The organism is Azonexus sp. GW821-FHT04F04, from assembly GCF_059420025.1.
Window position 1 is genome coordinate 275332 of record NZ_JBWKSX010000002.1, and the last position, 18784, is coordinate 294115.

At 59.8% G+C, this 18784-nt stretch carries 23 protein-coding genes; 2 read left to right on the plus strand and 21 right to left on the minus strand.

Annotated elements, in window-relative coordinates; genetic code table 11:
- Positions 1 to 33 precede the first annotated feature (33 nt).
- The 11 genes from AC07TV_RS06645 to AC07TV_RS06695 all read right to left on the minus strand — a co-directional run bounded on the left by AC07TV_RS06645 (position 34) and on the right by AC07TV_RS06695 (position 10675).
- Entirely contained in the window at positions 34 to 3054 is a 3021-nt protein-coding gene (locus tag AC07TV_RS06645) for a bifunctional diguanylate cyclase/phosphodiesterase (protein WP_494647616.1), read from the minus strand.
- A gap of 42 nt (positions 3055 to 3096) precedes the next feature.
- Entirely contained in the window at positions 3097 to 3645 is a 549-nt protein-coding gene (locus AC07TV_RS06650; RefSeq protein ID WP_494647617.1) for a dihydrofolate reductase, read from the minus strand.
- Positions 3642 to 4025 carry a dihydroneopterin aldolase gene (locus tag AC07TV_RS06655; RefSeq protein ID WP_494647618.1) on the minus strand — a complete coding sequence of 128 codons (384 nt, stop codon included), beginning with the start codon at positions 4023 to 4025 and terminating at the stop codon, positions 3642 to 3644. The genes AC07TV_RS06650 and AC07TV_RS06655 overlap by 4 nt, the downstream gene beginning before the upstream one ends.
- A 123-nt stretch (positions 4026 to 4148) precedes the next feature.
- Positions 4149 to 4436, minus strand: coding sequence for a hypothetical protein (locus tag AC07TV_RS06660; RefSeq protein WP_494647619.1), 288 nt, complete (start codon positions 4434 to 4436; stop codon positions 4149 to 4151).
- Between the two features lie 150 nt (positions 4437 to 4586).
- The gene (locus AC07TV_RS06665) at positions 4587 to 4796 is read right to left on the minus strand and encodes a hypothetical protein (protein WP_494647620.1); all 210 of its coding nucleotides are present in this window, start codon (positions 4794 to 4796) and stop codon (positions 4587 to 4589) included.
- 254 nt (positions 4797 to 5050) lie between these two features.
- Positions 5051 to 5998 (minus strand): phenylacetic acid degradation operon negative regulatory protein PaaX, encoded by a 948-nt coding sequence (paaX, locus tag AC07TV_RS06670; RefSeq protein WP_494647621.1) that lies wholly within the window; start codon positions 5996 to 5998, stop codon positions 5051 to 5053.
- 214 nt (positions 5999 to 6212) lie between these two features.
- Positions 6213 to 7361, minus strand: a complete 1149-nt coding sequence (gene dinB, locus AC07TV_RS06675) for a DNA polymerase IV (protein WP_494647622.1) — start codon at positions 7359 to 7361, stop codon at positions 6213 to 6215.
- Between the two features lie 108 nt (positions 7362 to 7469).
- A complete protein-coding gene (def, locus tag AC07TV_RS06680) occupies positions 7470 to 7994 on the minus strand; it encodes a peptide deformylase (protein ID WP_494647623.1) in 525 nt (174 codons plus the stop codon).
- Positions 7995 to 8129: 135 nt separating this feature from the next.
- The gene (gene nifS, locus AC07TV_RS06685; protein WP_494647624.1) at positions 8130 to 9338 is read right to left on the minus strand and encodes a cysteine desulfurase NifS; all 1209 of its coding nucleotides are present in this window, start codon (positions 9336 to 9338) and stop codon (positions 8130 to 8132) included.
- A 104-nt stretch (positions 9339 to 9442) separates the two neighbouring features.
- A complete protein-coding gene (gene nifU, locus AC07TV_RS06690; protein WP_494647625.1) occupies positions 9443 to 10339 on the minus strand; it encodes a Fe-S cluster assembly protein NifU in 897 nt (298 codons plus the stop codon).
- 12 nt (positions 10340 to 10351) lie between these two features.
- Positions 10352 to 10675, minus strand: a complete 324-nt coding sequence (locus tag AC07TV_RS06695; RefSeq protein ID WP_226404810.1) for a HesB/IscA family protein — start codon at positions 10673 to 10675, stop codon at positions 10352 to 10354.
- 418 nt (positions 10676 to 11093) lie between these two features.
- On the opposite strand from AC07TV_RS06695, the gene AC07TV_RS06700 reads away from it, so the two are divergent.
- Positions 11094 to 11525, plus strand: a complete 432-nt coding sequence (locus AC07TV_RS06700; RefSeq protein WP_494647626.1) for a hypothetical protein — start codon at positions 11094 to 11096, stop codon at positions 11523 to 11525.
- Here AC07TV_RS06700 and AC07TV_RS06705 read toward each other — a convergent pair.
- The 9 genes from AC07TV_RS06705 to nifE all read right to left on the minus strand — a co-directional run bounded on the left by AC07TV_RS06705 (position 11452) and on the right by nifE (position 16964).
- Positions 11452 to 11868: a hypothetical protein gene (locus tag AC07TV_RS06705; protein WP_494647627.1), complete on the minus strand. Its 417-nt coding sequence runs from the start codon at positions 11866 to 11868 to the stop codon at positions 11452 to 11454. The genes AC07TV_RS06700 and AC07TV_RS06705 overlap by 74 nt on opposite strands.
- Positions 11869 to 11871: 3 nt before the next feature.
- Complete coding sequence (locus AC07TV_RS06710) at positions 11872 to 12219, minus strand: hypothetical protein (RefSeq protein ID WP_494647628.1); 348 nt, start codon at positions 12217 to 12219, stop codon at positions 11872 to 11874.
- Between the two features lie 71 nt (positions 12220 to 12290).
- Positions 12291 to 12560, minus strand: coding sequence for a ferredoxin III, nif-specific (fdxB, locus tag AC07TV_RS06715; protein WP_226404802.1), 270 nt, complete (start codon positions 12558 to 12560; stop codon positions 12291 to 12293).
- A complete protein-coding gene (locus AC07TV_RS06720) occupies positions 12557 to 12775 on the minus strand; it encodes a CCE_0567 family metalloprotein (protein WP_226498342.1) in 219 nt (72 codons plus the stop codon). Before AC07TV_RS06720 ends, fdxB begins: the two co-directional genes overlap by 4 nt.
- Positions 12776 to 12789: 14 nt before the next feature.
- Complete coding sequence (locus AC07TV_RS06725) at positions 12790 to 13251, minus strand: NifX-associated nitrogen fixation protein (RefSeq protein ID WP_226404798.1); 462 nt, start codon at positions 13249 to 13251, stop codon at positions 12790 to 12792.
- Positions 13244 to 13699 (minus strand): SoxR reducing system RseC family protein, encoded by a 456-nt coding sequence (locus tag AC07TV_RS06730; RefSeq protein ID WP_494647629.1) that lies wholly within the window; start codon positions 13697 to 13699, stop codon positions 13244 to 13246. Before AC07TV_RS06730 ends, AC07TV_RS06725 begins: the two co-directional genes overlap by 8 nt.
- Before the next feature lie 8 nt (positions 13700 to 13707).
- Positions 13708 to 14187: a NifB/NifX family molybdenum-iron cluster-binding protein gene (locus AC07TV_RS06735; RefSeq protein WP_494647630.1), complete on the minus strand. Its 480-nt coding sequence runs from the start codon at positions 14185 to 14187 to the stop codon at positions 13708 to 13710.
- A complete protein-coding gene (gene nifN, locus AC07TV_RS06740; protein WP_494647631.1) occupies positions 14150 to 15553 on the minus strand; it encodes a nitrogenase iron-molybdenum cofactor biosynthesis protein NifN in 1404 nt (467 codons plus the stop codon). The genes AC07TV_RS06735 and nifN overlap by 38 nt, the downstream gene beginning before the upstream one ends.
- 10 nt (positions 15554 to 15563) lie before the next feature.
- Complete coding sequence (gene nifE, locus AC07TV_RS06745; protein WP_494647632.1) at positions 15564 to 16964, minus strand: nitrogenase iron-molybdenum cofactor biosynthesis protein NifE; 1401 nt, start codon at positions 16962 to 16964, stop codon at positions 15564 to 15566.
- A 240-nt stretch (positions 16965 to 17204) separates the two neighbouring features.
- Between nifE and AC07TV_RS06750 the strand changes: the two genes are divergently transcribed.
- Positions 17205 to 17639, plus strand: coding sequence for a universal stress protein (locus AC07TV_RS06750; RefSeq protein WP_494647633.1), 435 nt, complete (start codon positions 17205 to 17207; stop codon positions 17637 to 17639).
- Positions 17640 to 17689: 50 nt separating this feature from the next.
- On the opposite strand, the gene AC07TV_RS06755 is transcribed toward AC07TV_RS06750, so the two are convergent.
- The gene (locus tag AC07TV_RS06755; protein ID WP_494647634.1) at positions 17690 to 18778 is read right to left on the minus strand and encodes a ComEA family DNA-binding protein; all 1089 of its coding nucleotides are present in this window, start codon (positions 18776 to 18778) and stop codon (positions 17690 to 17692) included.
- Between the last annotated feature and the right edge of the window lie 6 nt (positions 18779 to 18784).

Consider the following 18784-nt stretch of genomic DNA (forward strand, 5'->3'; position numbering starts at 1 on the left):
CAAGGTTCGGCCAATGCAAGTCTTTTCTGACTTTCAGGAATTGTGCTGGCGAATGAAGGCAATCGCCTCGGCAGCCGGCACCGGGCGACTGAACAGATAACCCTGTACCAGATCGCAACCCCGGCTGCGCAGGTAGTCGAGCTGCTCGACAGTTTCGACGCCCTCCGCCACCACCTTCAGGCCGAGGTTGTGGGCCAGCCCGATGGTTGCATCGCAGATCACCGAGCCATCGGTATCCTCGTCAATTTCCTCGACGAATGAACGATCGAGCTTGAGGTGCTTGAGCGGGAACATGCGCAGGTAGCCGAGCGACGAATAGCCGGTTCCGAAATCGTCGATGGCAACCACGATGCCCATGCTGTGCAGGATATCGAGGATACGCACGGTCTCCAGCGGCTGTTCCATCGCCACCGACTCGGTGATTTCGAAAATGAGATCGGCCGGATTCAGGTTGTAGGCTTCAATGATGCCGCGGGCAATGACCGGCAGGTTGCCGTTGCGCATCTGGATGGCTGAAATGTTGATACCCATCCTGATGCCGGACAGTCCCGCCGCATAGAACTCGGCCAATTGCTGACAAGCCGCCCACAGGACCCATTCGCCGAGCGGCTGGATCAACCCGGTTTCCTCGGCAATGCCGATGAACGCCCCCGGTGCCAGCAACCCTCTCTCGGGATGCTGCCAGCGGACCAGCGCCTCGACGGCAGCCACCTTGCCACTGGCCAAGTCAATGATTGGCTGGAAGTGCAGGCGAAACTCGTCGCGGGAAAGAGCATGGCGCAGGGCATGCTCGATTTTCAGCCGATCCAGCGCCACGTCGTTCATCTTGGCGTCGAAAAACTGGAAGTTGTTTCGACCTGCCGCCTTGGCGTGATACATGGCGGCATCGGCATTCTTCATCAAGGTCTCGCCATCGCAGCCATCGGTCGGGAAAATAGCGATGCCGATACTGGGTGAAGTGTAAAGATCGAAGCCCCCGATCTGGCAGGAAACACCAACACTGGACACCAGTTTTTCGGCAACCAGAGCCACCGAACTGGTGTGGTCGATGCCGGACAGCATAATCACGAACTCGTCCCCGCCCAGCCGCGCCACCACGTCACTATCGCGCACACTCTCGCGCAGGCGTTTGGCCACTTCGATGAGCAGTTCATCGCCAATGTGATGCCCGAGCGTATCGTTTATCACCTTGAAACGATCGAGATCGATGAACATCACGGCCACCCGCGCACCGTCGCGCCGCGCCGTGGCCAGCGCCTGATCCATCCGCCCCTTCAGGCTAAGGCGGTTGAGCAAGCCGGTCAGGACATCGTGGTGGGCAATATGGTGCAGGCGCTCTTCCGTCGCACGCTCGGTCGACACGTCGGTAAAGTGGGCAATGTGGTAGAGGATTTTCCCTTCGTCATCGCGAATGACCGAGATGGAAATCCACTTCGGATAAATGCCGCCGTCCTTGCGTCGATCCCAGATTTCACCCTGCCAGAAACCTCGCCCGGTAATGTCCTGCCACATCCGGCCATACTCTTCGGGCGTCGTCCGCCCGGCCGACAGAAAGCGCGGGTTGCGCCCGGCCGCTTCCTCGGCGGAATAACCGGTCAGGCGTGTAAACGCCGGGTTGACCGTGATGATGTTGTTGTGAACATCGGTAATCATGATGGCCTCGCCGCTATGCTGGACAGCGCTGGCCAGCAACTGCATCTGCGCCTCGGTTTCGTGCTGGATACTTATATCCTGCGAGGTACCGATGACCCGCAAAGGAACACCATCCTTGCCATACTCGGTCTCGCAGACCTCCAGGACATACTTGATCCGGCCGTCCGGCATCTCCAGACGATGTTTCATGTTGGCTGACTGGTGCTGCTCAACTGAGTCCTTCAGAGTCCTGTCAACGAATGCACGATCTTCCGGATGAATCTGCGCGAGAAACTCGTCGTAATGCGCCCCGCCCTCCACCCAGGGAATCTCAAAAATCCGGTAGAGCTCATCGGAACACGTTACCCGCATGGTCGCCAGATCGATTTCCCAACTCCCCAGCTGGGCGATACGCTGTGCTGCATTCAGGCGCTCACCATTGCGGCGCAAATCGATTGCCGCCACCAACTCGCGCTGTCGACCGCGAAACAATTCATAGAGTACGACAAACAGGCACCCCAGCAAGGCCGCGCCAAAGACACCAACGATGAATGTCCGCTGCCGCCAGGAGGCCATCACATCCGACTCCGACACCCCCGCCAGGACATAAAACGGATAGTGCTCGAGCATCCGGTACCCGTACACTCGTTTCACACTATCCGACTGGGCGACAAACTCCAGAAGTCCATGCCGCTGCCCTGATTTGATCAACTGAAAGATGGGATGCGACGGATCAAGCGAGCGGTTGATCTCGTTGGGAACCGACGGCTCACGAAAGACCAGGGCATGGGTATCACTACGGCGGATTGCCACAGCCCCGGAAGCTCCGAGGCGGGACTCATTGAACAGTTTCTCGAAATAATCAATCTCTATCGCAGCGCTGACCAGCCCGAGGAAACGACCATCCAATGCGCGGATTGCCCGGGCCGCAACAAAAGTCTCCCGGCCGGTAATACGCGACTTGACCACATCGGAGAACAGAATCGCGTGCCCGCTCCCTTTCTTGGGCAGATTGAAATACGAGCGATCAGCCACATTGACGTATTCGCCACCGCCAGAGAGGTAAAGCACATTCCCCTCCGAATCGATGACTCGAAATCCTGCCACCTCTGGAAAGGCTCGTTGGAAATGTTTGAGATCATCCTCGACTTCGGGACGAAAACGGGGGGCTGCATCGCTATTGAGAGACTCGTTTGGAACACTCTCGACCAATTCGCCCAAGGTCACATCGATTCGCCGCAAGGCAGCATCAAACCGCGCTTCCAGCAACTCGGACTGGGTACTGGCGACCGACCGCGCTTCTGCCCAGACCTCCTGATAGGCCGACCACAACACGTACCCAAGCAAAATGAAACCGCCGACAGCCAATGAAATCAAGGCGATCCACAGGTGATTCCCATTGCGGGGCTTCTGTCCGGGCATTGTCTCCACGTCTCGCGGCTGGTCAGCCAAGCTCTCGAAAGCTCATTCTGAGCATGCCGGTTTGGAATTGCAACGAGGCACCGGAAGCGGGCGCGGGTTGGGTTGCCGATACTGCAGAAAGCGACACATCACATTCTTGCCGCTCCGCCTCTCGAGCAGCACCTCGACTAACTCTTCGTGGATAGGCCAGTCGTCGACGGGGATCTCGGGCGGAAACAGCGAGTCACCAGAAAATGACTGCTCGATGCGGGTCAGATAGAACCGATGACAATACGGCCAGGCCGCCGCGTAGACCGCAGCACCACCAATGACGAAAACAGGCTTACCGGTTGCCAACGCAGCCAGCAAGCCCTCCTCCACCGAAGCAACCCGGGTACAACCCGGGCGCAAGGCCAGGTCGGGCTGGCGACTGACGATGAACGAATCGACCGGTACCACATCCATCGATTCGTAAGTCAAGCGACCGATAACCAGCGCGGCGCCCTCGACCATTCTCTCGAAGTAGGCCAGTTCCTCGGGAATATCCCAAGGCAGCCATCCGTCCAGGCCAATCATGCCGTTGCTGGCAACAGCCCCGATGGCCGAGATCACCGTTTGCTCTTTGCCCACTGCTCACGCGTCAGCGAAAGTGAAATGGCTGGCGTCCCCTGCCCGTTGTAGACATGCGGCTTGTGCATCGAGACATGGGCCGATGACACAATGGCCATGCCGAAAATCGCGTCCATGACCTCGAGAATGCTCGATTCCAGACATTCGCAGTGGGCATTCCCCTCCAGCTTGCGAATGGCCAGAAAGATCACTTCGTAGTCGACCACCTGACGTATGTCATGCGGATCGACCACTGCGTCCATCGGCGCCCAGGCATCAGCGTGAACGAGCACCGCCTGCGGCCCATGTTTTTCGAGTGGATTGCAGCCGGTACGCAACTGTATGGTCGCATCCACGGAGGCGCACCAATGATTTTGAAGCACGGATCAGATTCCTTTTATGTCATTCAATATGGATAAGGCAGAACGATACCAAAGCTGGCGCCGATGAGCAGGCAAAAAAACAGGCGCCGTAGCGCCTCGTTGCCGATCGACCAGACAATCGGCTTACGCCGTCACGTTGACCAAGGTTCCTGTCTGCTGACCAGAGGTATTGACGACGGGCGCTGCGGTTGTTGTTGTGGCCACCAGCGGCTCCGACTGAAGCACCTTGCTGATTTGTGTTTTCAATTCACCCAGTTGGCTCTGCACCTCGCCAACTGAATTCAGGGTCGCCAGATTCAGTCTTGCCTGGCTGGCGTCGCCCTGCGCCTGTCGCGACTGAACCTGCAAAGAACGGGCACTTTCCTGTGCGCGGTCGGCAACACTTTGTGCTGAGCGTGCCTGAGCCTGCAAGGCCGCGGCCTGCTGCTCCGCCTGATCAGCATTTCGCCGTGCCTGTTGCAGCTGGAGTTGCGCCCAAAGCCCACTGCTGGCTGATTGAGCGCCTGATGCCGACGATACTGCCATCTCGTCACCAATCGCCTGTTACAAACCAGTTTGTACCTAAGCCGTCACGTTGACCAATGTACCGGTCTCCTGACCCTGTGCATTTTTGACCGGGCGCGGAGGCTCTTCGCTACGCTCTACCCGCTCCTCCGGGCGCGACTCGCGTTTCTCGGCCTGTTGCACCTGCTGGGCCTGCGTAGCCTGACTGCTCTGAGCACCCGTATTCGCATACGCATTGATGCTGGAAGTCACTGATTGAATATCCATTTCTTCACCTCGCAACGAAAATTCCTGAACTAACTTTACACCATTCCGCAAAATATTCCAGAAGTATCCGTTGCACCCCAAAGTAAAAAATCAACAATATTGACAACAAATTAGACATAGCTGTCAATTTGACTTCGTGGAATGACTACCCCCGAAGGGGGGGGTCGCTGATGTATCAAGAAGTATCAACCCGAAAACGCATCGAAATGACCGATGTTGTACCGCTAACCGAACTCAAAAAACGTGGCAGCTGATCAGGCAATCAGCGGGTCGTACTGCGAAAAACGCTCGGGCAGCGTGCCGTCCTCAACCGGAACGCTACCATCGGACAGGCATAGCATCTTGTCGAGATGGCGGCTGGAAAGTGGTTCCAGCCGCTTGTAAAGTTCCTTGCACAGCAAGCGAGCCTGCTGGCCAGGCCAGTCGCCGGGGAGCAGGACCTCCGGCAGTTCCGGGTCGCGCAGCAGCAGGCGCCGGTAATCGTGGATGAGCAGGATGCGAACGAGGAAGGCATCCTGTTCGCTGACATCGGCCAGATGATCGCGCCGCAACTCGTCGAGAATCGGCTGATAGGCTGCCACGAACTCACTGTAGGCTTCAGCCAGCGCCCCGAGGTCCCAGGCGCGACGAACCAGATCGGAATCACTGGCCGATAGCGCCGAGCGGGAGTCGGCGGCAAACAGCGGCATCAAGGCGCCCAAAGCGGATGACAGGCCTTCGGCGATCAGGGCATCGAGCACACTCGACAACTCGGCGCTCGGGTGCACGAAACAGTCGCCGCCCAATACACCGAACCCCTGCCAGAACAGCGCCCGGCGAACCTGGTCACGAACCTTGGACTCGAGATCGCCGACGACCAGAATCAGCCGCCAGCGGCGATCCCAAAGCGGAGCGTGCGAGGCGTAGATATGGCGCGATGCTTCCTCGAAGCGGCGCCGCCCGGATGGTGTCAACACGTAGTCGGCGCGCCGGCCTATCGTTTCCGTCCGCAGCCATTCTTCCTTGGCCAGACGGAACACCGAGGTACGAATCAGGCGCTCGTTGAGTTCCAGCGGTTCGAGCAGGCGGATCAAGCTACCCAGCCAGATGCGGCCGCCACGCGGCAGGATGGCGTCGCCAAACACGGTGATGATGAGCGAACCCGCCTGAACCCGGCGCTGCTGGCGGAATTCATCGAGACGGGATTGGATGGCAATGCTCACAACGATCTGGACGTTCTATTTGGTTAGCGAGGCAAGATGCGCATGATTTTACCCTATCTTGCGTATCATTTTTGTGGCGTATGCAAATCACGAGAAGCAATCAACAGCGTTGATCCGCAAGCCTGCAGCGAACAATAGCGATACAAATATCGATAAATTATTCAGCCTAACGTAGCACTTAATCACCTTCTACCCGGCAATTCGATGGACAGGCCTACAAAGGCAGTTCCGCCTGGATCGCCGACGGCGCGATTTCCTCCGCTCCTGCCTCCACCAAGCCACCAGCACGAACGCCGAGCAGGCGAATGCGCTGATCGAGCGGCACCCGCTTCAGGCACAAACCAGCCGCCTGCCGAATTGCCGCGCCGTCGCTGACGGCAACCGGCAGCGTGACATCCCGGGTGACCGCCCTGAAATCCGAATATCTGATCTTGATCCCCACCGTCCGGCAGGCGTAGCCTTTTCGTACCAGGTCGTCACCCACACGCAGGCATAGCGAGGTAAACACTTCGGACAATTCGGATCGGTCCGCCTTGGCGTGCAGATCCCGCTCGAACGTCGTTTCGCGGCTGATCGACTTCGGTTCCGACTCGGTGACCACGGGCCGGTCATCGATGCCGCGGGCGATACGATGCATCCATAGCCCGGTGCTCCGGCCAAACTTGCTGACCAGAAACTCCTGCGGCGCAGCTGCCAGTTCGCCAATGGTCCGAATGCCATGGCGCTCAAGGCGTTCACTGGCCTTCGGCCCGATCCCGTTCACCTTTTTGGCGGCCAACGGCCAGATCCGTGTCGGGACATCCTCCATCGACAAGATCGTCAGCCCATTCGGCTTCTCGAGGTCCGAGGCAATTTTGGAGAGCAGTTTGTTGGGCGTCACGCCAATCGAACAACTCAGCCCGGTTGCGGCAAAAACTGCATCCTTGATGCGCTGGGCGAGGATGCTCGTTTCCTCCGGAATGTCGCTCAGATCGACGTAAATTTCGTCAATTCCACGATCCTCGACATTGGGTGCAATCGCCCGCACTGCCGCCTTGAACAGCCTTGAGTAGTGACGATAAGCCTCGAAGTTGGCCGGTAACAAAATAGCCTCCGGCGCCAGCTTCGCAGACTTCATGAGCCCCATGCCGGAAAACACGCCCAAGGCCCGGGCCTCATAAGTCGAGGTGGTAATCACCCCCCGCCCCGTGTATTCACGCAATCGGGAAAAGTGTCTTGAGCCGTCGGCTTGTACCACCGGCTGATGAACGCTCCGCCCACCGACCACGACAGCCTGCCCGCGCAACTCGGGATAGCGAAGCAACTCGACCGAGGCGAAGAAGGCATCCATGTCGAGATGGGCAATGCGGCGAATACTGTTCATATGAACAGTATAGCAAAATCAACGAGAGGCCATCCGCATGCCAGAAGCTTCTGCCTGAGCACGGCTACGTCTGCAGCGCGAAATTGCCTGCCACGACAGCAAAGCGAACTAACGCACCAACTCCGGGAACAGCACCTCGGTAAAACCGAAGCGCGCAAAATCGCGCATCCGCGATGGAAAAAGCCGGCCGATCAAATGATCACACTCATGCTGGACCACCCGGGCATGGAAGCCCTCAACTGTCCGGTCGAGTGGCTGACCATCGGCGTCGAAGCCCTGATAGCGGATGCGGGCATGGCGCGGCACTTCGCCACGCAGACCGGGAACGGACAGACAGCCCTCCCAGCCCAATTCTTCGTCATCACCCAGGGGCGTAATGATTGGATTGATCAGAATGGTCTGCGGCACCGAATCAGCATCCGGATAACGCTCACTTTTTTCGAATCCGAAGATCACCACCTGCAGGCCAACGCCAATCTGCGGAGCCGCCAGGCCAACTCCGCCCGTCGCGGCCATGGTGTCGAACATGTCTTCAATCAGTTGCTTCAGCTCCCCCGTCCCGAACGCCATCACCGGATCGGCCGTCTTGAAAAGCAGCGGTTCGCCCATGCGCAGGACTTGTTTGACTGACATCGTGGTTTTCCTCAATCCTGATTTCGATATGGAGAACTTTGAATATTAGGGGAGACAGGCAAGACATGCAGACAAAAAAAGCCCCGGAATTGCTTCCGGGGCTAACCGAGGTTGCTGCAGAGAGAACGGTTGCCGTCAGGCGTAGGTCGGGGCGAAGGCGGCTTCAGGATTGGTGGCCGGGCCCTTGTCTGTCCAGTACGGCGAAAGTTTGCGCAGTTGCGCGACGATGGGCGGTACCGCGGCGATGACACGATCGATTTCTTCTTCGGTGTTGTAGACCGACAGCGAGAAGCGGATCGTGCCGTGCGCGGCGGTGTAGGGAATGCCCATGGCGCGCATGACGTGCGAGGGTTCGAGCGAGCCGGAGGTACAGGCCGATCCGGAGCTGCCGGCGATGCCTACCTTGTTGAGCAGCATCAGAATGCCTTCCCCCTCGATGTACTCAAAGGCGATATTGCTGGTGTTGGGCAGACGGTTGGATACATCACCGGTCGGGAAGCAATGCGTGATCTGGCTGAGCAGCCCCGTCTCCAGCTTGTCACGCAGGCGGCGGACTTCGGTGTTTTCGAATTCCATTTTCTGCATGGCCAGTTCGCAGGCCATGCCGAGACCGACGATGGACGCCGAGTTCTCGGTGCCGGCGCGACGACCACGTTCCTGATGACCACCGCGGAGCAGCGGGCGGAAGCGGCAGCCGCGACGCAGGTAAAGGACGCCGATGCCCTTCGGGGCGTGCAATTTGTGACCGGACAGCGAGAGCATGTCGATCTTGGTGTTCTTGAGGTCGATGGGAATCTTGCCGACGGCCTGCACGGCATCGGTATGGAACATGATGCCCTTGGCAGCAGCGATTTCAGCCATCTCGACGACCGGGAAAATGGTGCCCGTCTCGTTGTTGGCCCACATGGCTGAAACGATAGCGACGCGGTCATGGAGCAGGGAACGGTACTCGTCCATGTCGATGCGGCCCTTCTTGTCCACTTTCAGCTTATGGACGATGTAGCCTTCCTTTTCCAGCCACTCGCACAGCGTCAGGATGGCCGGATGCTCGACGTTGGTGGTGATCACCGTGTTGCGGTCGGGCTGGGCCTTGAGGGCCGAAAGGATGGCGGTCGAGTCGGACTCGGTGCCGCAGGAGGTGAAGATGATCTCCGAGTCATGCTCAGCGCCGAGCAGCGCCTGAACCTGACTGCGGGCCTTCTTCAGCGCCTTGCCAACTTCACTGCCGAAGGCGTGAATCGACGAGGCGTTGCCGAAATGCTCCGTGAAAAACGGCAGCATGGCTTCGACCACAGCGGGATCGACCCGCGTCGTGGCGTTATTGTCGAGATAGATCGGTTTCATGGCGCAGTCCTCGGGTTCTCTGTTGAGGTTGGGATGATTTCAAATTCGGTCGATTTTTCCGGTTGACCGTGGCAAGCCAGGCTGACCGGAAAAATCTGTGTCGATCAGGCCTCTACGGGCATGTGCGACGAAGGCAGCACCTGGACCAGCTCGCCCAGCGCTTCGATCATCTTCTGCTGGATACCGCCCAGGGTTGCCGCTTCCATCATGCAACCGGAGCAGGCGCCCTTCAGGTGCACATAGATCTTCTTACCCTGGACGTCGGCCAGCTCGACATCACCGTGATCGCGCTGGAGCATCGGACGAACCGATTCGAGCACTTCCTGGATCTTGGCGATCTTCTCGACGATCGACAGCTTTTTGGTCGGCGGCTTCGGTGCCTCTGGCGTAGCCGGGCAAGCGGGCGGCGGCGAAACTTCGCCCGGACCGGCACGCTCGGACATGACCTTGGCCAGAATTTCTTCAATACCTTCGTGGCAAGCCGCGCAACCGCCGCCGGCCTTGGTGTAGAAGGTGACTTCCTCGACCGTGTTGAGGTTGTTGGCCTTGACCACGTCCTCGATCATCACGGCGTCGATGGCGAAACACTTGCAGATCAGCGCGCCTTCTTCGTGATCATCGGACCACTCTTCGCCGCGGTAGTTGGCGATGGCGGCCTGCAGGGCTTCACGGCCCATGACCGAGCAGTGCATCTTTTCCGGCGGCAGACCGTCGAGAAAGTCGGCAATGTTCTGATTGGAAACCTTGAGCGCCTCATCCAGCGTCATGCCCTTGACCATTTCGGTCAGTGCCGACGACGAGGCAATCGCCGAGCCGCAACCAAACGTCTGAAAATGCGCGTCGAGAATGATCTCGGTTTCCGGCTCGACCTTGAGCATCAGGCGCAGCGCGTCGCCGCACTGGATGGAACCGACGTCACCGATACCGTTCGCTTCTTCCAGCGGACCGGAATTGCGCGGGTTGAAGAAGTGTTCGCGAACCTTGTCTGAATATTCCCACATGACTATTGCTCCTTAGACCGAGAACGAAGAGCCGCAGGAACACTGGGCGCTGGCGTTGGGGTTGTCGAACTTGAAACCGGTGTGGGTCAGCGTATCGACGAAATCGACGGTGACGTTGTCGATCATCGGCATGGTCATGGCATCGACCAGCACCTTGACGCCTTCGACTTCCAGTTCCCAGTCGTCTTCAGCCTTCTCGGTTTCGAGCTTCATGCCGTATTGCAGGCCGGAGCAACCGCCACCGGAAATGGTCAGGCGCAGCCCGAGCACAGGCGTTTCAGAACCGCGGATAAAACGTTGAACAGCCTTAATGGCAGCGGGGGTCAGATTGATCATGGCGATTCTCCCAGAGTAGATGACCTGATCTCGCAAGGGCCGTGCCACGACACGAATAAAAATATAAACACTTAATTTTCAGCAGCTTGGCTCAAACATGAAGCCAAAATCACCTTGTCAGGTTCACTACAATCCCTGACAGATACCCCACTGGAAGCCGACGGCACATGGCAAAACCGGGAACCAAAACTGGCTCCCGCCGCTCCATCACTTGCGGAAAGCAAGGCGCCACGGCATTCTCCGCGCCCGGCTTCCGGCAATGGCCGCACTGGAAGCGTTTCCGAACGCTGACAGGTACGGTCCGTGCTAATTACCGTTTGGATCAACGAACACACACAACAAAATGACAGCCCCTTGGCAGAGAAGCTTCCTGGATTTCGCCGGCCCCGGCATTGACCGGCCCTCGGAGACCCTGCGCGTGACCGATGACGAAGCGGCAGACATCCTGACCAAGCTGGCCGCCCAGGCGTGGTCTCCGCAATTGCCGGCGGGGTTGTTGCGAAACTCCGGCTACACCATCCGCCATGCCCGCCAGGGATTCAACACGGCGATATTCAAGGTCGGCCAAATCGTTGGCTTCTATGCCGGCTCCTACCTCTGGATTGCGGCCGAGCATCGCGGCAAGGGCTTGTCGACTCCGCTGATCCTCGCCGCCGCCGAACAACGCGGCGGCAGCATCATGCCACCCGGCGTCGTCCTTCAGGGCTACACCCCGGCCGGTCTGGCGGCCCACCGGAAGGCCCACCGCCAGTCCATCCTCGACGCTACGGAGAGGCTTATCCCAGGACGTGTTCGTACGCCCGGCGCAGCAGATTTCGTTCGACTTCGCTTAGCTGGCGCGACTCGGTAATTGCGATGAAGCGGCCGTGGAGTCGGTCGGCTGCCTCGAACGGCGGATCGATGCCGGCAAAAGCGGCAAGCAGAACGGGCACATCGCCTTCCGGCGTATCGACCCAGGCCTGAAAATCGGCCACCGGCTCGACTGCGCCCTCGGCCAACCCGAGATGAACCTCGGCTTCGCGGACGACCGCCGTCGGATGGAACTGGACGGTTGGCGAGAAATCTTCGTCGCGCAGGGCCGACAGTGCCGGCAGTGGCTTGAAGGCGACAACGCCCGAATTCAGGCAGAGAAAGCGAACGCGGCCGCTGGTCCCATGCTTGTGAATGAGCAGCAAACGGGGCAAAACGGTCATGGGCTACTTGGCGTATTCCGCAATGACCGCATCGCCGCGGAATTTCTCCGGTCGCCCCCAGATTTCAACGGTATCGACGTAGAAATCGGCCTTGGCCGGGTGCGCCAGCAGCACCTGATACTCGGCAAAAATGCGGCCATCGGGAAAGAAGGTCGCCTTGCCGAAACGGGCCTTGCCGCGCCAATAGGCCAGCACGCTGACCTCCTGCGAATACGGGTCGGTCTCTTCCTCGAACACGACATCGGCCCACACCGGCTCGTCACCGATCGACAAGCCGAGCTTTTCCACCTGAGCGCGCAAGGCGGCGCAGACGGCTTCGCCAGTGGCGTTATCGGGCAAGCTTGCAGTCATGGTCGAGGTATCGAGGGCGTATGGACATCTCTGTCATTCCCGCAGGCGCGGAAATGACAGAGCTTTGTGTTTCAGGCCGGTGCGTAGGTGTAGCAGTCCTTCGGACAAACGCGTCCGCAGGAGCCACAACCGATGCAGTCAGCCGGATTGGCCAGCGACATGACCATCATGTTGTCGTCTTCGTCATCATCGTCGTCATCCAACTCTCGCTCGACGAGGTCGAGAACATTGCGCGGGCAGACCTTGTAGCAGCGGCCGCAGCCGATGCACTTGGCCTGATCGAGGCTGGTGGCGAATTGCGGCGTCCATTCGGTGCCGCCTTTGGTGAGTCCGGTGATCATGCTGGTTGTCCTTTCTGCGCGGCAGCGAGTCGGGCACTGGCATCGGCCCACGCCTGGCAGGCATCGTAGGTGGATTGGGAAAGCGCAGGAATTTCATGAAAGCCCGCCGGCAGGCGGTCTTCCACGAGATCGTGCATCTGCGAAGCCCACTCGGAAGCGATCCGCTTGAGCTTCTTGACTTCCTTGTCGAGGGCGGCCAGTTCTTCGTCAGTCATGTTGCCCCCCGCCCTTACAGCCCGGCGACGTTCGGATACTGACCGATACGTTCCAGAGCGATACCGAGCATCTTGTCGGCGTCATCCTTCATCTTGGACAGGCTCGGGAAGCCGAAGCGATGCACGTCGCGCAAGGTCTTTTCAACGGCAACCAGCTTGCCGACGGTAATGATGGCGCGGCCGAAACCTTCGTGAGTCAGGTGCACCAGCGGCACGGCGAGCAGCTTGCATTCCTTTTCGATCAACACGGCGATGGCGTTGTAGAAGGCCTTGACGCGCGAGATGGTCTCGTCGTCCGGATCACCGATCATCGGGATGTTGGCCTTGCGTTCCTTGGTCAGGATGTAGGGATCGAGGATCTTTTCGACCGTCCAGCCGGCGTAGGTGCCGTAGGTATCGAGCGCGCGCATCTGGCGGGCCATCTCCTTGACGAAATCGGTTTCGAAGATGGGATCGGCAGCAATGGCTTCAGTCATGGTCATACTCCTTGGGAAATGGGTTGGATTGGTTGGAAACCGGAATGAGTTGTGGCGCCGGCATGAGGCCGGGCACCAGGCCGATGGCGATGCGGGCGACGGCCAGTGCCCCGAGAAAGCCGGCAATGGCACCGAGCGCCGTGGCACCGTCGCTGCCATCGAGCAGCGAGCCGAGCCAGGCGCCAAAAATCATGGCGAAGGCCGGGAAGAGATAGCCGAGCAAGGCCGAGAAGGTCAGGCGGCTGGCTGGCAGCCCGATCATCACCATGTCACCGGCCTTGATGTCGCCGCTGACCGGCAGGGTCAGCAAGGTGGCCGGCCGGCCGCTGGCCATCTTGCCGATGCCGCAGTTGCTGCCCTGCCCGCAGGACGAACAGCCGGCCGTTTCCATGGCGACGATGGCCTTGCCTGCCTCGACGCGCTGGACGATGCCGCGGTGTTCGATCATGTTGGCGCTCATCCTTCCCACCCTTCCTCTTCCATGGAAGCGAAGCGATTCTCTTCCTTGGCCTTGGCCTGGGCGGCAATGGCGCGGTCAATCCAGACCACACCACCCTCGCTCATCGCTTTCGAAATTTGCCCCAAAAGCTCGTCGACCGTGTCAACCTCATCGACGCGGATCGGCTGGATGCCTTTGGCCAGCAGCTTCTTGATCGCCGAAGCACCAATCGCCATGACGTAAACCCCGGCGCAGCCTTCGAGGAAATCAACCTTGGCGCCGAGCTTGTCCTCGTTGCCGTCCATCGCCTCTTCGGCAAACTCGGCAACGCCGACCAGCGTCGCCTTGTCCGGCGTCACTTCGTAGACCACGAAGCCCTCGGCCGAACCGAAGTGCTGATTGACCCGTGTCCGGTCGGTCGAGGCGAAGGCGACCTTGATCATGGCGTCCGGCTCCTGCCTAATGGACCAGACCAACTGCAGCCGACGAGATGACATGTTGTTTGCTGACGCCATCGCGGTCGTCGGCCCAGTAGATTGATCGATAGGGTGCGAGTTCATGGTGTTGTCCCAGCATAAGGTTGGCGAGATCGAACAAGGCCTGCCGCGTACCGCGGTAGCCCACCCAGGTGCGGGCGTAACCGCCCACGTGGTCGTATTGCGGAAAGCCGGCCCGGAGCAGCGGCAAGCCCAACCGCGAAGCGGTGTCGGCAGCATGGGAATTGGCGACAATCAGTTGCGCGCCGTTGCTGCGTGCCTCTTTTTCCATATCCTCCAAGTCACCGACGATGACTTTGGCGATGGGCAGTCCAGCCAGGCTTTCATGCTTGTGCGTGGCAACGGCGCTGACAATTTCGGCGCCCATGCTGGTCAGGAAACGCACCTGCATGCCGACAAGATCGGGATCACCAGCCAGCGCGACGCGGGCGAAGCCGATCATGAAATGGCTGTCGACCATGGCATCCTGCAACTGGGAACGGTGACGTTCGATCTTCTCGGGCACCGGCTTGCCGGAAATCTCGGCCAGCGCCTGGGTGAAATCGTCGCAATCCTCGAGGCCCATGAGGCCAGCGAAATGGTAGTCAGGCACACCGGTCCGCGTCTTCAGGATGTTGGCCGCCTTGAGCAGCGAAGGGCCAACGACCAATGTTGCGGTCGACTCGCCCATGATCTCGATTTCCGAGCGCGGCGTACCGCCGATGGTCAGCGATGAGGTTTCGGCTTCGACCAGATGGCCGTCGAGCGAATCGCCAATGTCCGGCACGACGATGGGGCGCAGGCCGAAGGCTTCGATCCACTCCTTGATCGCCTCGATATCGCCCGGCGTCAGCATGGCCGAGGCCAGCACATTGACCTGCTTGGGACGTTTGCCGACGCAGGCGCTTTCCGGCACCAGCGTTTCGATCAGGGCTTCAATGGCCAGCGCGTAGCCGCTTTCCAGACAGCCGACGTAATCCGGCGTATTCACCGGGACCACCGCAACATGGTCAAATTCCGGGTGGGCCCGGCGAAAATCGCCGACACAGCGGCGAATATCGGTGCCCTGCGTTTCCGACAGACCGGTCGTCACGAGGCCGATGATGTCCGGCTTGCTCTTGTCGGACAGCGTGCGCAGCGCCTCGATGACGTTGTCGTCGGCGCCCATGATGCTCGACACCTGATCCATCGCCGTCGTCTGCAAGGGAATCGGCTCGCGGAAATGGCGGACGAAGAACACCTTGCCGAAGGCCGTGCAGCCCTGCGAACCATGCATGAGCGGCAGGCTGCGGTTGAGGCCGAGGAAAGCCAGCGAGGCGCCGATGGTCTGGCTGACCTTGAGCGGATTGACCGCCAGCGCTTTCTTGGAGTGGATGATTTCAGCCATGTCGTTCCCTTTATGCGGCCAGCACGGTGCCGGGACCGCTTTGCTTGGCCCACGGCGCCGGCTTGCGCACGGCAGCCCACACCGGGCTTTCCATCGACAGCGCCAGTTGGCGAGCCAGTTCGCTCATGCCGGCATAACCGGCGTAACCGAATTCACGCTCCTGATTGATGTCGAGGAAGGGAATCCGCGCCTTGAGCGCCGTGTAGAGATTGCGTCCGCCAGCGATCAGGATGTCGGCCTTGTACTCGTGATAGGTCGACAACAGTGCCTTCGGGCTGCCGTCGTCGATCATCTTGGTGTCCTCGCCCATCAATTCGCGGATGCGCGCCTTGTCTTCTTCGGTCGATTTCTTGGTACCGGTCGCCACCACCTTCATGCCCAGATCCTGCAGGGCCGAAACGATGGACCACGACTTGACGCCGCCGGTGTAAAGCAGCACGCGCTTGTCCTTGAGGCGGGCGCGCCAGGGTTCAAGCGCTGCATGGGCCTTGGCTTCCTCGCGGGCGATGACCGCCTCAGTGCGCGCCGTCAGGTCGGGGTCACCGATCAGCCGGGCGAAATCGCGCAGCGCATTGGAGACATCCTGAACGCCGTAAAAACTGCCTTCGAAGAAGGGTTGACCGAAGGTGTCCTGCATCTTGCGGGCGACGTTGAGCAACGCCTTGGCGCAGACCACCATGTTCACCTTGGCGCGGTGCATGGTCTGCACTTCATGGAAGCGCGAGTCGCCAGACAGCGTGCAGAGAATGCGCAGACCGAGCTCGTCGAAGAGCGGCGCAACGTGCCAGAACTCGCCAGCGATGTTGTATTCGCCGATCAGATTGACGTCGTAGGTCGGCAGACCGTCGGCCCGCGGCAGGACGGGCGCCGGTTCGGCGGTGCCGATGACGTGCTTGAACATCGCTTCGCCGGCCAGCCGGTTGCCGAGATTCTTGGTGCCGTAGAAGCCGGCGGCATCGACCGGCACCACCGGCGTACCCCAGCGTTCGGTCGCCGCCTTGCAGACGGCACCGACGTCATCGCCGATCAGCGCGGTGACGCAGGTGTTGTAGATGAAGACCGCTTTCGGCGAATAACTGTCGATGGCCTGCTTGATGGCATGAAACAGCCGCTTCTCGCCGCGCCCCATGACCACGTCGGTTTCCGACAGGTCGGTGGTCATGCCGATCTTGTACAGGGTCACGCCGGAAGAGCGTGTACCGCGGTTGTCCCAAGAGGAGCCGGCACAGGCAATCGGACCATGCACGATATGGGCAACGTCGGCAATCGGCAGCAGCGCAATCTGCGCGCCGTCGAAGGAGCAGCCGCCCGCCGTGGCACCAGGCTTGGGCTTGGCGCAGCCGGACTTTTCCTTGGTGTTATGAGTACAGGCTGGCTCGTCGAGCAAGGCCTGGATTTCGCTGGCTTTCATGCTGTTCTCCAGAGGTCTGGATAGCAATTAGCAAGACGGGTGCCACCTTTAGTTCATTGATTTATATGGATTTAAAACCACGGAAATTGTCGTCTTTGCGACAAGCCAAGCATCTATCGACAAAAACACGACCGCTTTCGCAATGCCGCTACCTAAATTAACCAACAGGCTCTACAGTTAAAGAGAGGTGAAGCAAATCCGCCAATTGAATGACTCAAAACCAGGCAAAAGGAGATTCAAATGCGTTCCGTACTACTTCCTGTCGACGGCTCCAAACATGCCTTCGCCGCTGCGCTCTACGTGATCGAGTTTGCCAAACTGCACGGTCCGCTTGAGGTACATGTCGTCAACGTTGAACCGGCACCAGTTGCCTGGCAAACCCATGGCATGGAAGAAGAGGCGATCCGGGGGCATCTGACGGCCCGCGCGCACGTCGTGCTCAAGCCTGTCCTCAACGCCTTGAACGAGGCCGGAATTGCCCACAAGACCTACGTCCGGCAAGGCGATATTGCCGAAACCGTCGTCGGGTTGGCCAATGAACTGGGCTGCGACAGCATCGTCATGGGTACCCGCGGCTTGGGCGGGCTGGCGGCGCTGGCTTTGGGTTCGGTGACGCGCAAGGTGCTTCATCTGGCGACAAAACCGGTTGTCTGCGTCAAAGCCGAGAACGACTGAAACGAGTTCGCCCCGACCGTCAGCGGCCGGGGCGAACATTTCGTGTCAGCTTAGATGGCGAGTTCGTCGCGCAGCTTGGCCAACAGCTTGGGGCCGACGCCCTTGACCTTGCCCAGATCGTCGAGCGACGCATAGGGACGGCCGGCGATGATGGCCTTTACCAGGGTAGCGCTCAGGCCTTTGACGGCAAGCAGTTCTGCTTCGCTGGCGGCATTGACGGCAACGCCCTTGGCGACCGGAGCTTTGGCGGCCTTGGCGGCAGCTTTGCTTTCCTTGGCTGGCGCTTTGCTCTCCTTGGTCACTGGCTTCGGCTCAGCTTTGGCCTTTGGTGCTTTTTCCTTCGCAACTTTTTCCTTCGGCGCCTCTTCCTTGGCGGCGGCCTTCTTGGCAGCAGCTTTCGGCTTGGCCTTGGTCTTGGCCGGCGCTTCCAGCGACAGATTGCAGTAATCACGCGTCACGTAACCGGCCGGACCCCATTCACGCAACATCAGGGTCAGCACGCCCGGACCTTCAGGGGCTGCCGCCGGCACGACAAAGTTGCAGTCGGACAGCTTCTGGCCACCACCCAGCACGCCGAGAATCATGCTGGCGACAGGGACGCCCTGCCAGCTACCACCGGAGTACGGCGCATCGAGCGCCCACAGTTCGAGGGCCAGGGTGCCGCTCAGATTGTCTTCGGCGCGCGGGTTTTCAATGGCATCGACGGTCAGCGTAGCCATCCCGTCAGCCAGCGCGCAGGTCACATTGCCCGACAGCTTGGGCTGGACGAAGCTCTCGGCGACCGGATACACGGCAATATCAGCGACGCTGGGCAATCCGTTCTCCCCCCAGAAAACGAGGGCCAGCGCCATGTTCTGATCGTCGGTACCGGCCGGCGGCATGGCGGCGACGGTTGCGGCCAGGCTCTGATAGCCGGCGGCCGGATAGACGGCCAGCTCGGCAACCTTGACGCCAGCCAGTTGCTGATCCGGAAAGCCTGACACGCTGCTCCACAACTGCAGCGCCCATTGCGACGCGGCACTCAGCGCGGCATCGGAAAAGGTCAGTTCGGCATTGATCTGGACGGAGTCGCCATCAAAGCAGTAACCATGTGTTTCGCCAATGTTGGCCAGGGCGTTTCCGGAAATATCTTGCGTCATAAATTG

What these genes read in the sequence shown, in the direction of transcription:
- nifN (WP_494647631.1), bottom strand. Translation starts at nt 15,553, where the DNA reads ATGGCTGAAATCATCCACTCCAAGAAAGCGCTGGCGGTCAATCCGCTC.
- fdxB (WP_226404802.1), bottom strand. Translation starts at nt 12,560, where the DNA reads ATGATCACCGGACTCACCAAAGGCGGCACCGAATGGACGCCGCAATTC.
- def (WP_494647623.1), bottom strand. Translation starts at nt 7,994, where the DNA reads ATGTCAGTCAAACAAGTCCTGCGCATGGGCGAACCGCTGCTTTTCAAG.
- AC07TV_RS06725 (WP_226404798.1), bottom strand. Translation starts at nt 13,251, where the DNA reads ATGACTGAAGCCATTGCTGCCGATCCCATCTTCGAAACCGATTTCGTC.
- AC07TV_RS06735 (WP_494647630.1), bottom strand. Translation starts at nt 14,187, where the DNA reads ATGTCATCTCGTCGGCTGCAGTTGGTCTGGTCCATTAGGCAGGAGCCG.
- AC07TV_RS06720 (WP_226498342.1), bottom strand. Translation starts at nt 12,775, where the DNA reads ATGACTGACGAAGAACTGGCCGCCCTCGACAAGGAAGTCAAGAAGCTC.
- nifS (WP_494647624.1), bottom strand. Translation starts at nt 9,338, where the DNA reads ATGAAACCGATCTATCTCGACAATAACGCCACGACGCGGGTCGATCCC.
- AC07TV_RS06710 (WP_494647628.1), bottom strand. Translation starts at nt 12,219, where the DNA reads ATGACTGCAAGCTTGCCCGATAACGCCACTGGCGAAGCCGTCTGCGCC.
- dinB (WP_494647622.1), bottom strand. Translation starts at nt 7,361, where the DNA reads ATGAACAGTATTCGCCGCATTGCCCATCTCGACATGGATGCCTTCTTC.
- AC07TV_RS06645 (WP_494647616.1), bottom strand. Translation starts at nt 3,054, where the DNA reads ATGCCCGGACAGAAGCCCCGCAATGGGAATCACCTGTGGATCGCCTTG.
- AC07TV_RS06750 (WP_494647633.1), top strand. Translation starts at nt 17,205, where the DNA reads ATGCGTTCCGTACTACTTCCTGTCGACGGCTCCAAACATGCCTTCGCC.
- AC07TV_RS06730 (WP_494647629.1), bottom strand. Translation starts at nt 13,699, where the DNA reads ATGATCGAACACCGCGGCATCGTCCAGCGCGTCGAGGCAGGCAAGGCC.
- nifU (WP_494647625.1), bottom strand. Translation starts at nt 10,339, where the DNA reads ATGTGGGAATATTCAGACAAGGTTCGCGAACACTTCTTCAACCCGCGC.
- nifE (WP_494647632.1), bottom strand. Translation starts at nt 16,964, where the DNA reads ATGAAAGCCAGCGAAATCCAGGCCTTGCTCGACGAGCCAGCCTGTACT.
- AC07TV_RS06755 (WP_494647634.1), bottom strand. Translation starts at nt 18,778, where the DNA reads ATGACGCAAGATATTTCCGGAAACGCCCTGGCCAACATTGGCGAAACA.
- AC07TV_RS06705 (WP_494647627.1), bottom strand. Translation starts at nt 11,868, where the DNA reads ATGACCGTTTTGCCCCGTTTGCTGCTCATTCACAAGCATGGGACCAGC.
- AC07TV_RS06695 (WP_226404810.1), bottom strand. Translation starts at nt 10,675, where the DNA reads ATGATCAATCTGACCCCCGCTGCCATTAAGGCTGTTCAACGTTTTATC.
- AC07TV_RS06665 (WP_494647620.1), bottom strand. Translation starts at nt 4,796, where the DNA reads ATGGATATTCAATCAGTGACTTCCAGCATCAATGCGTATGCGAATACG.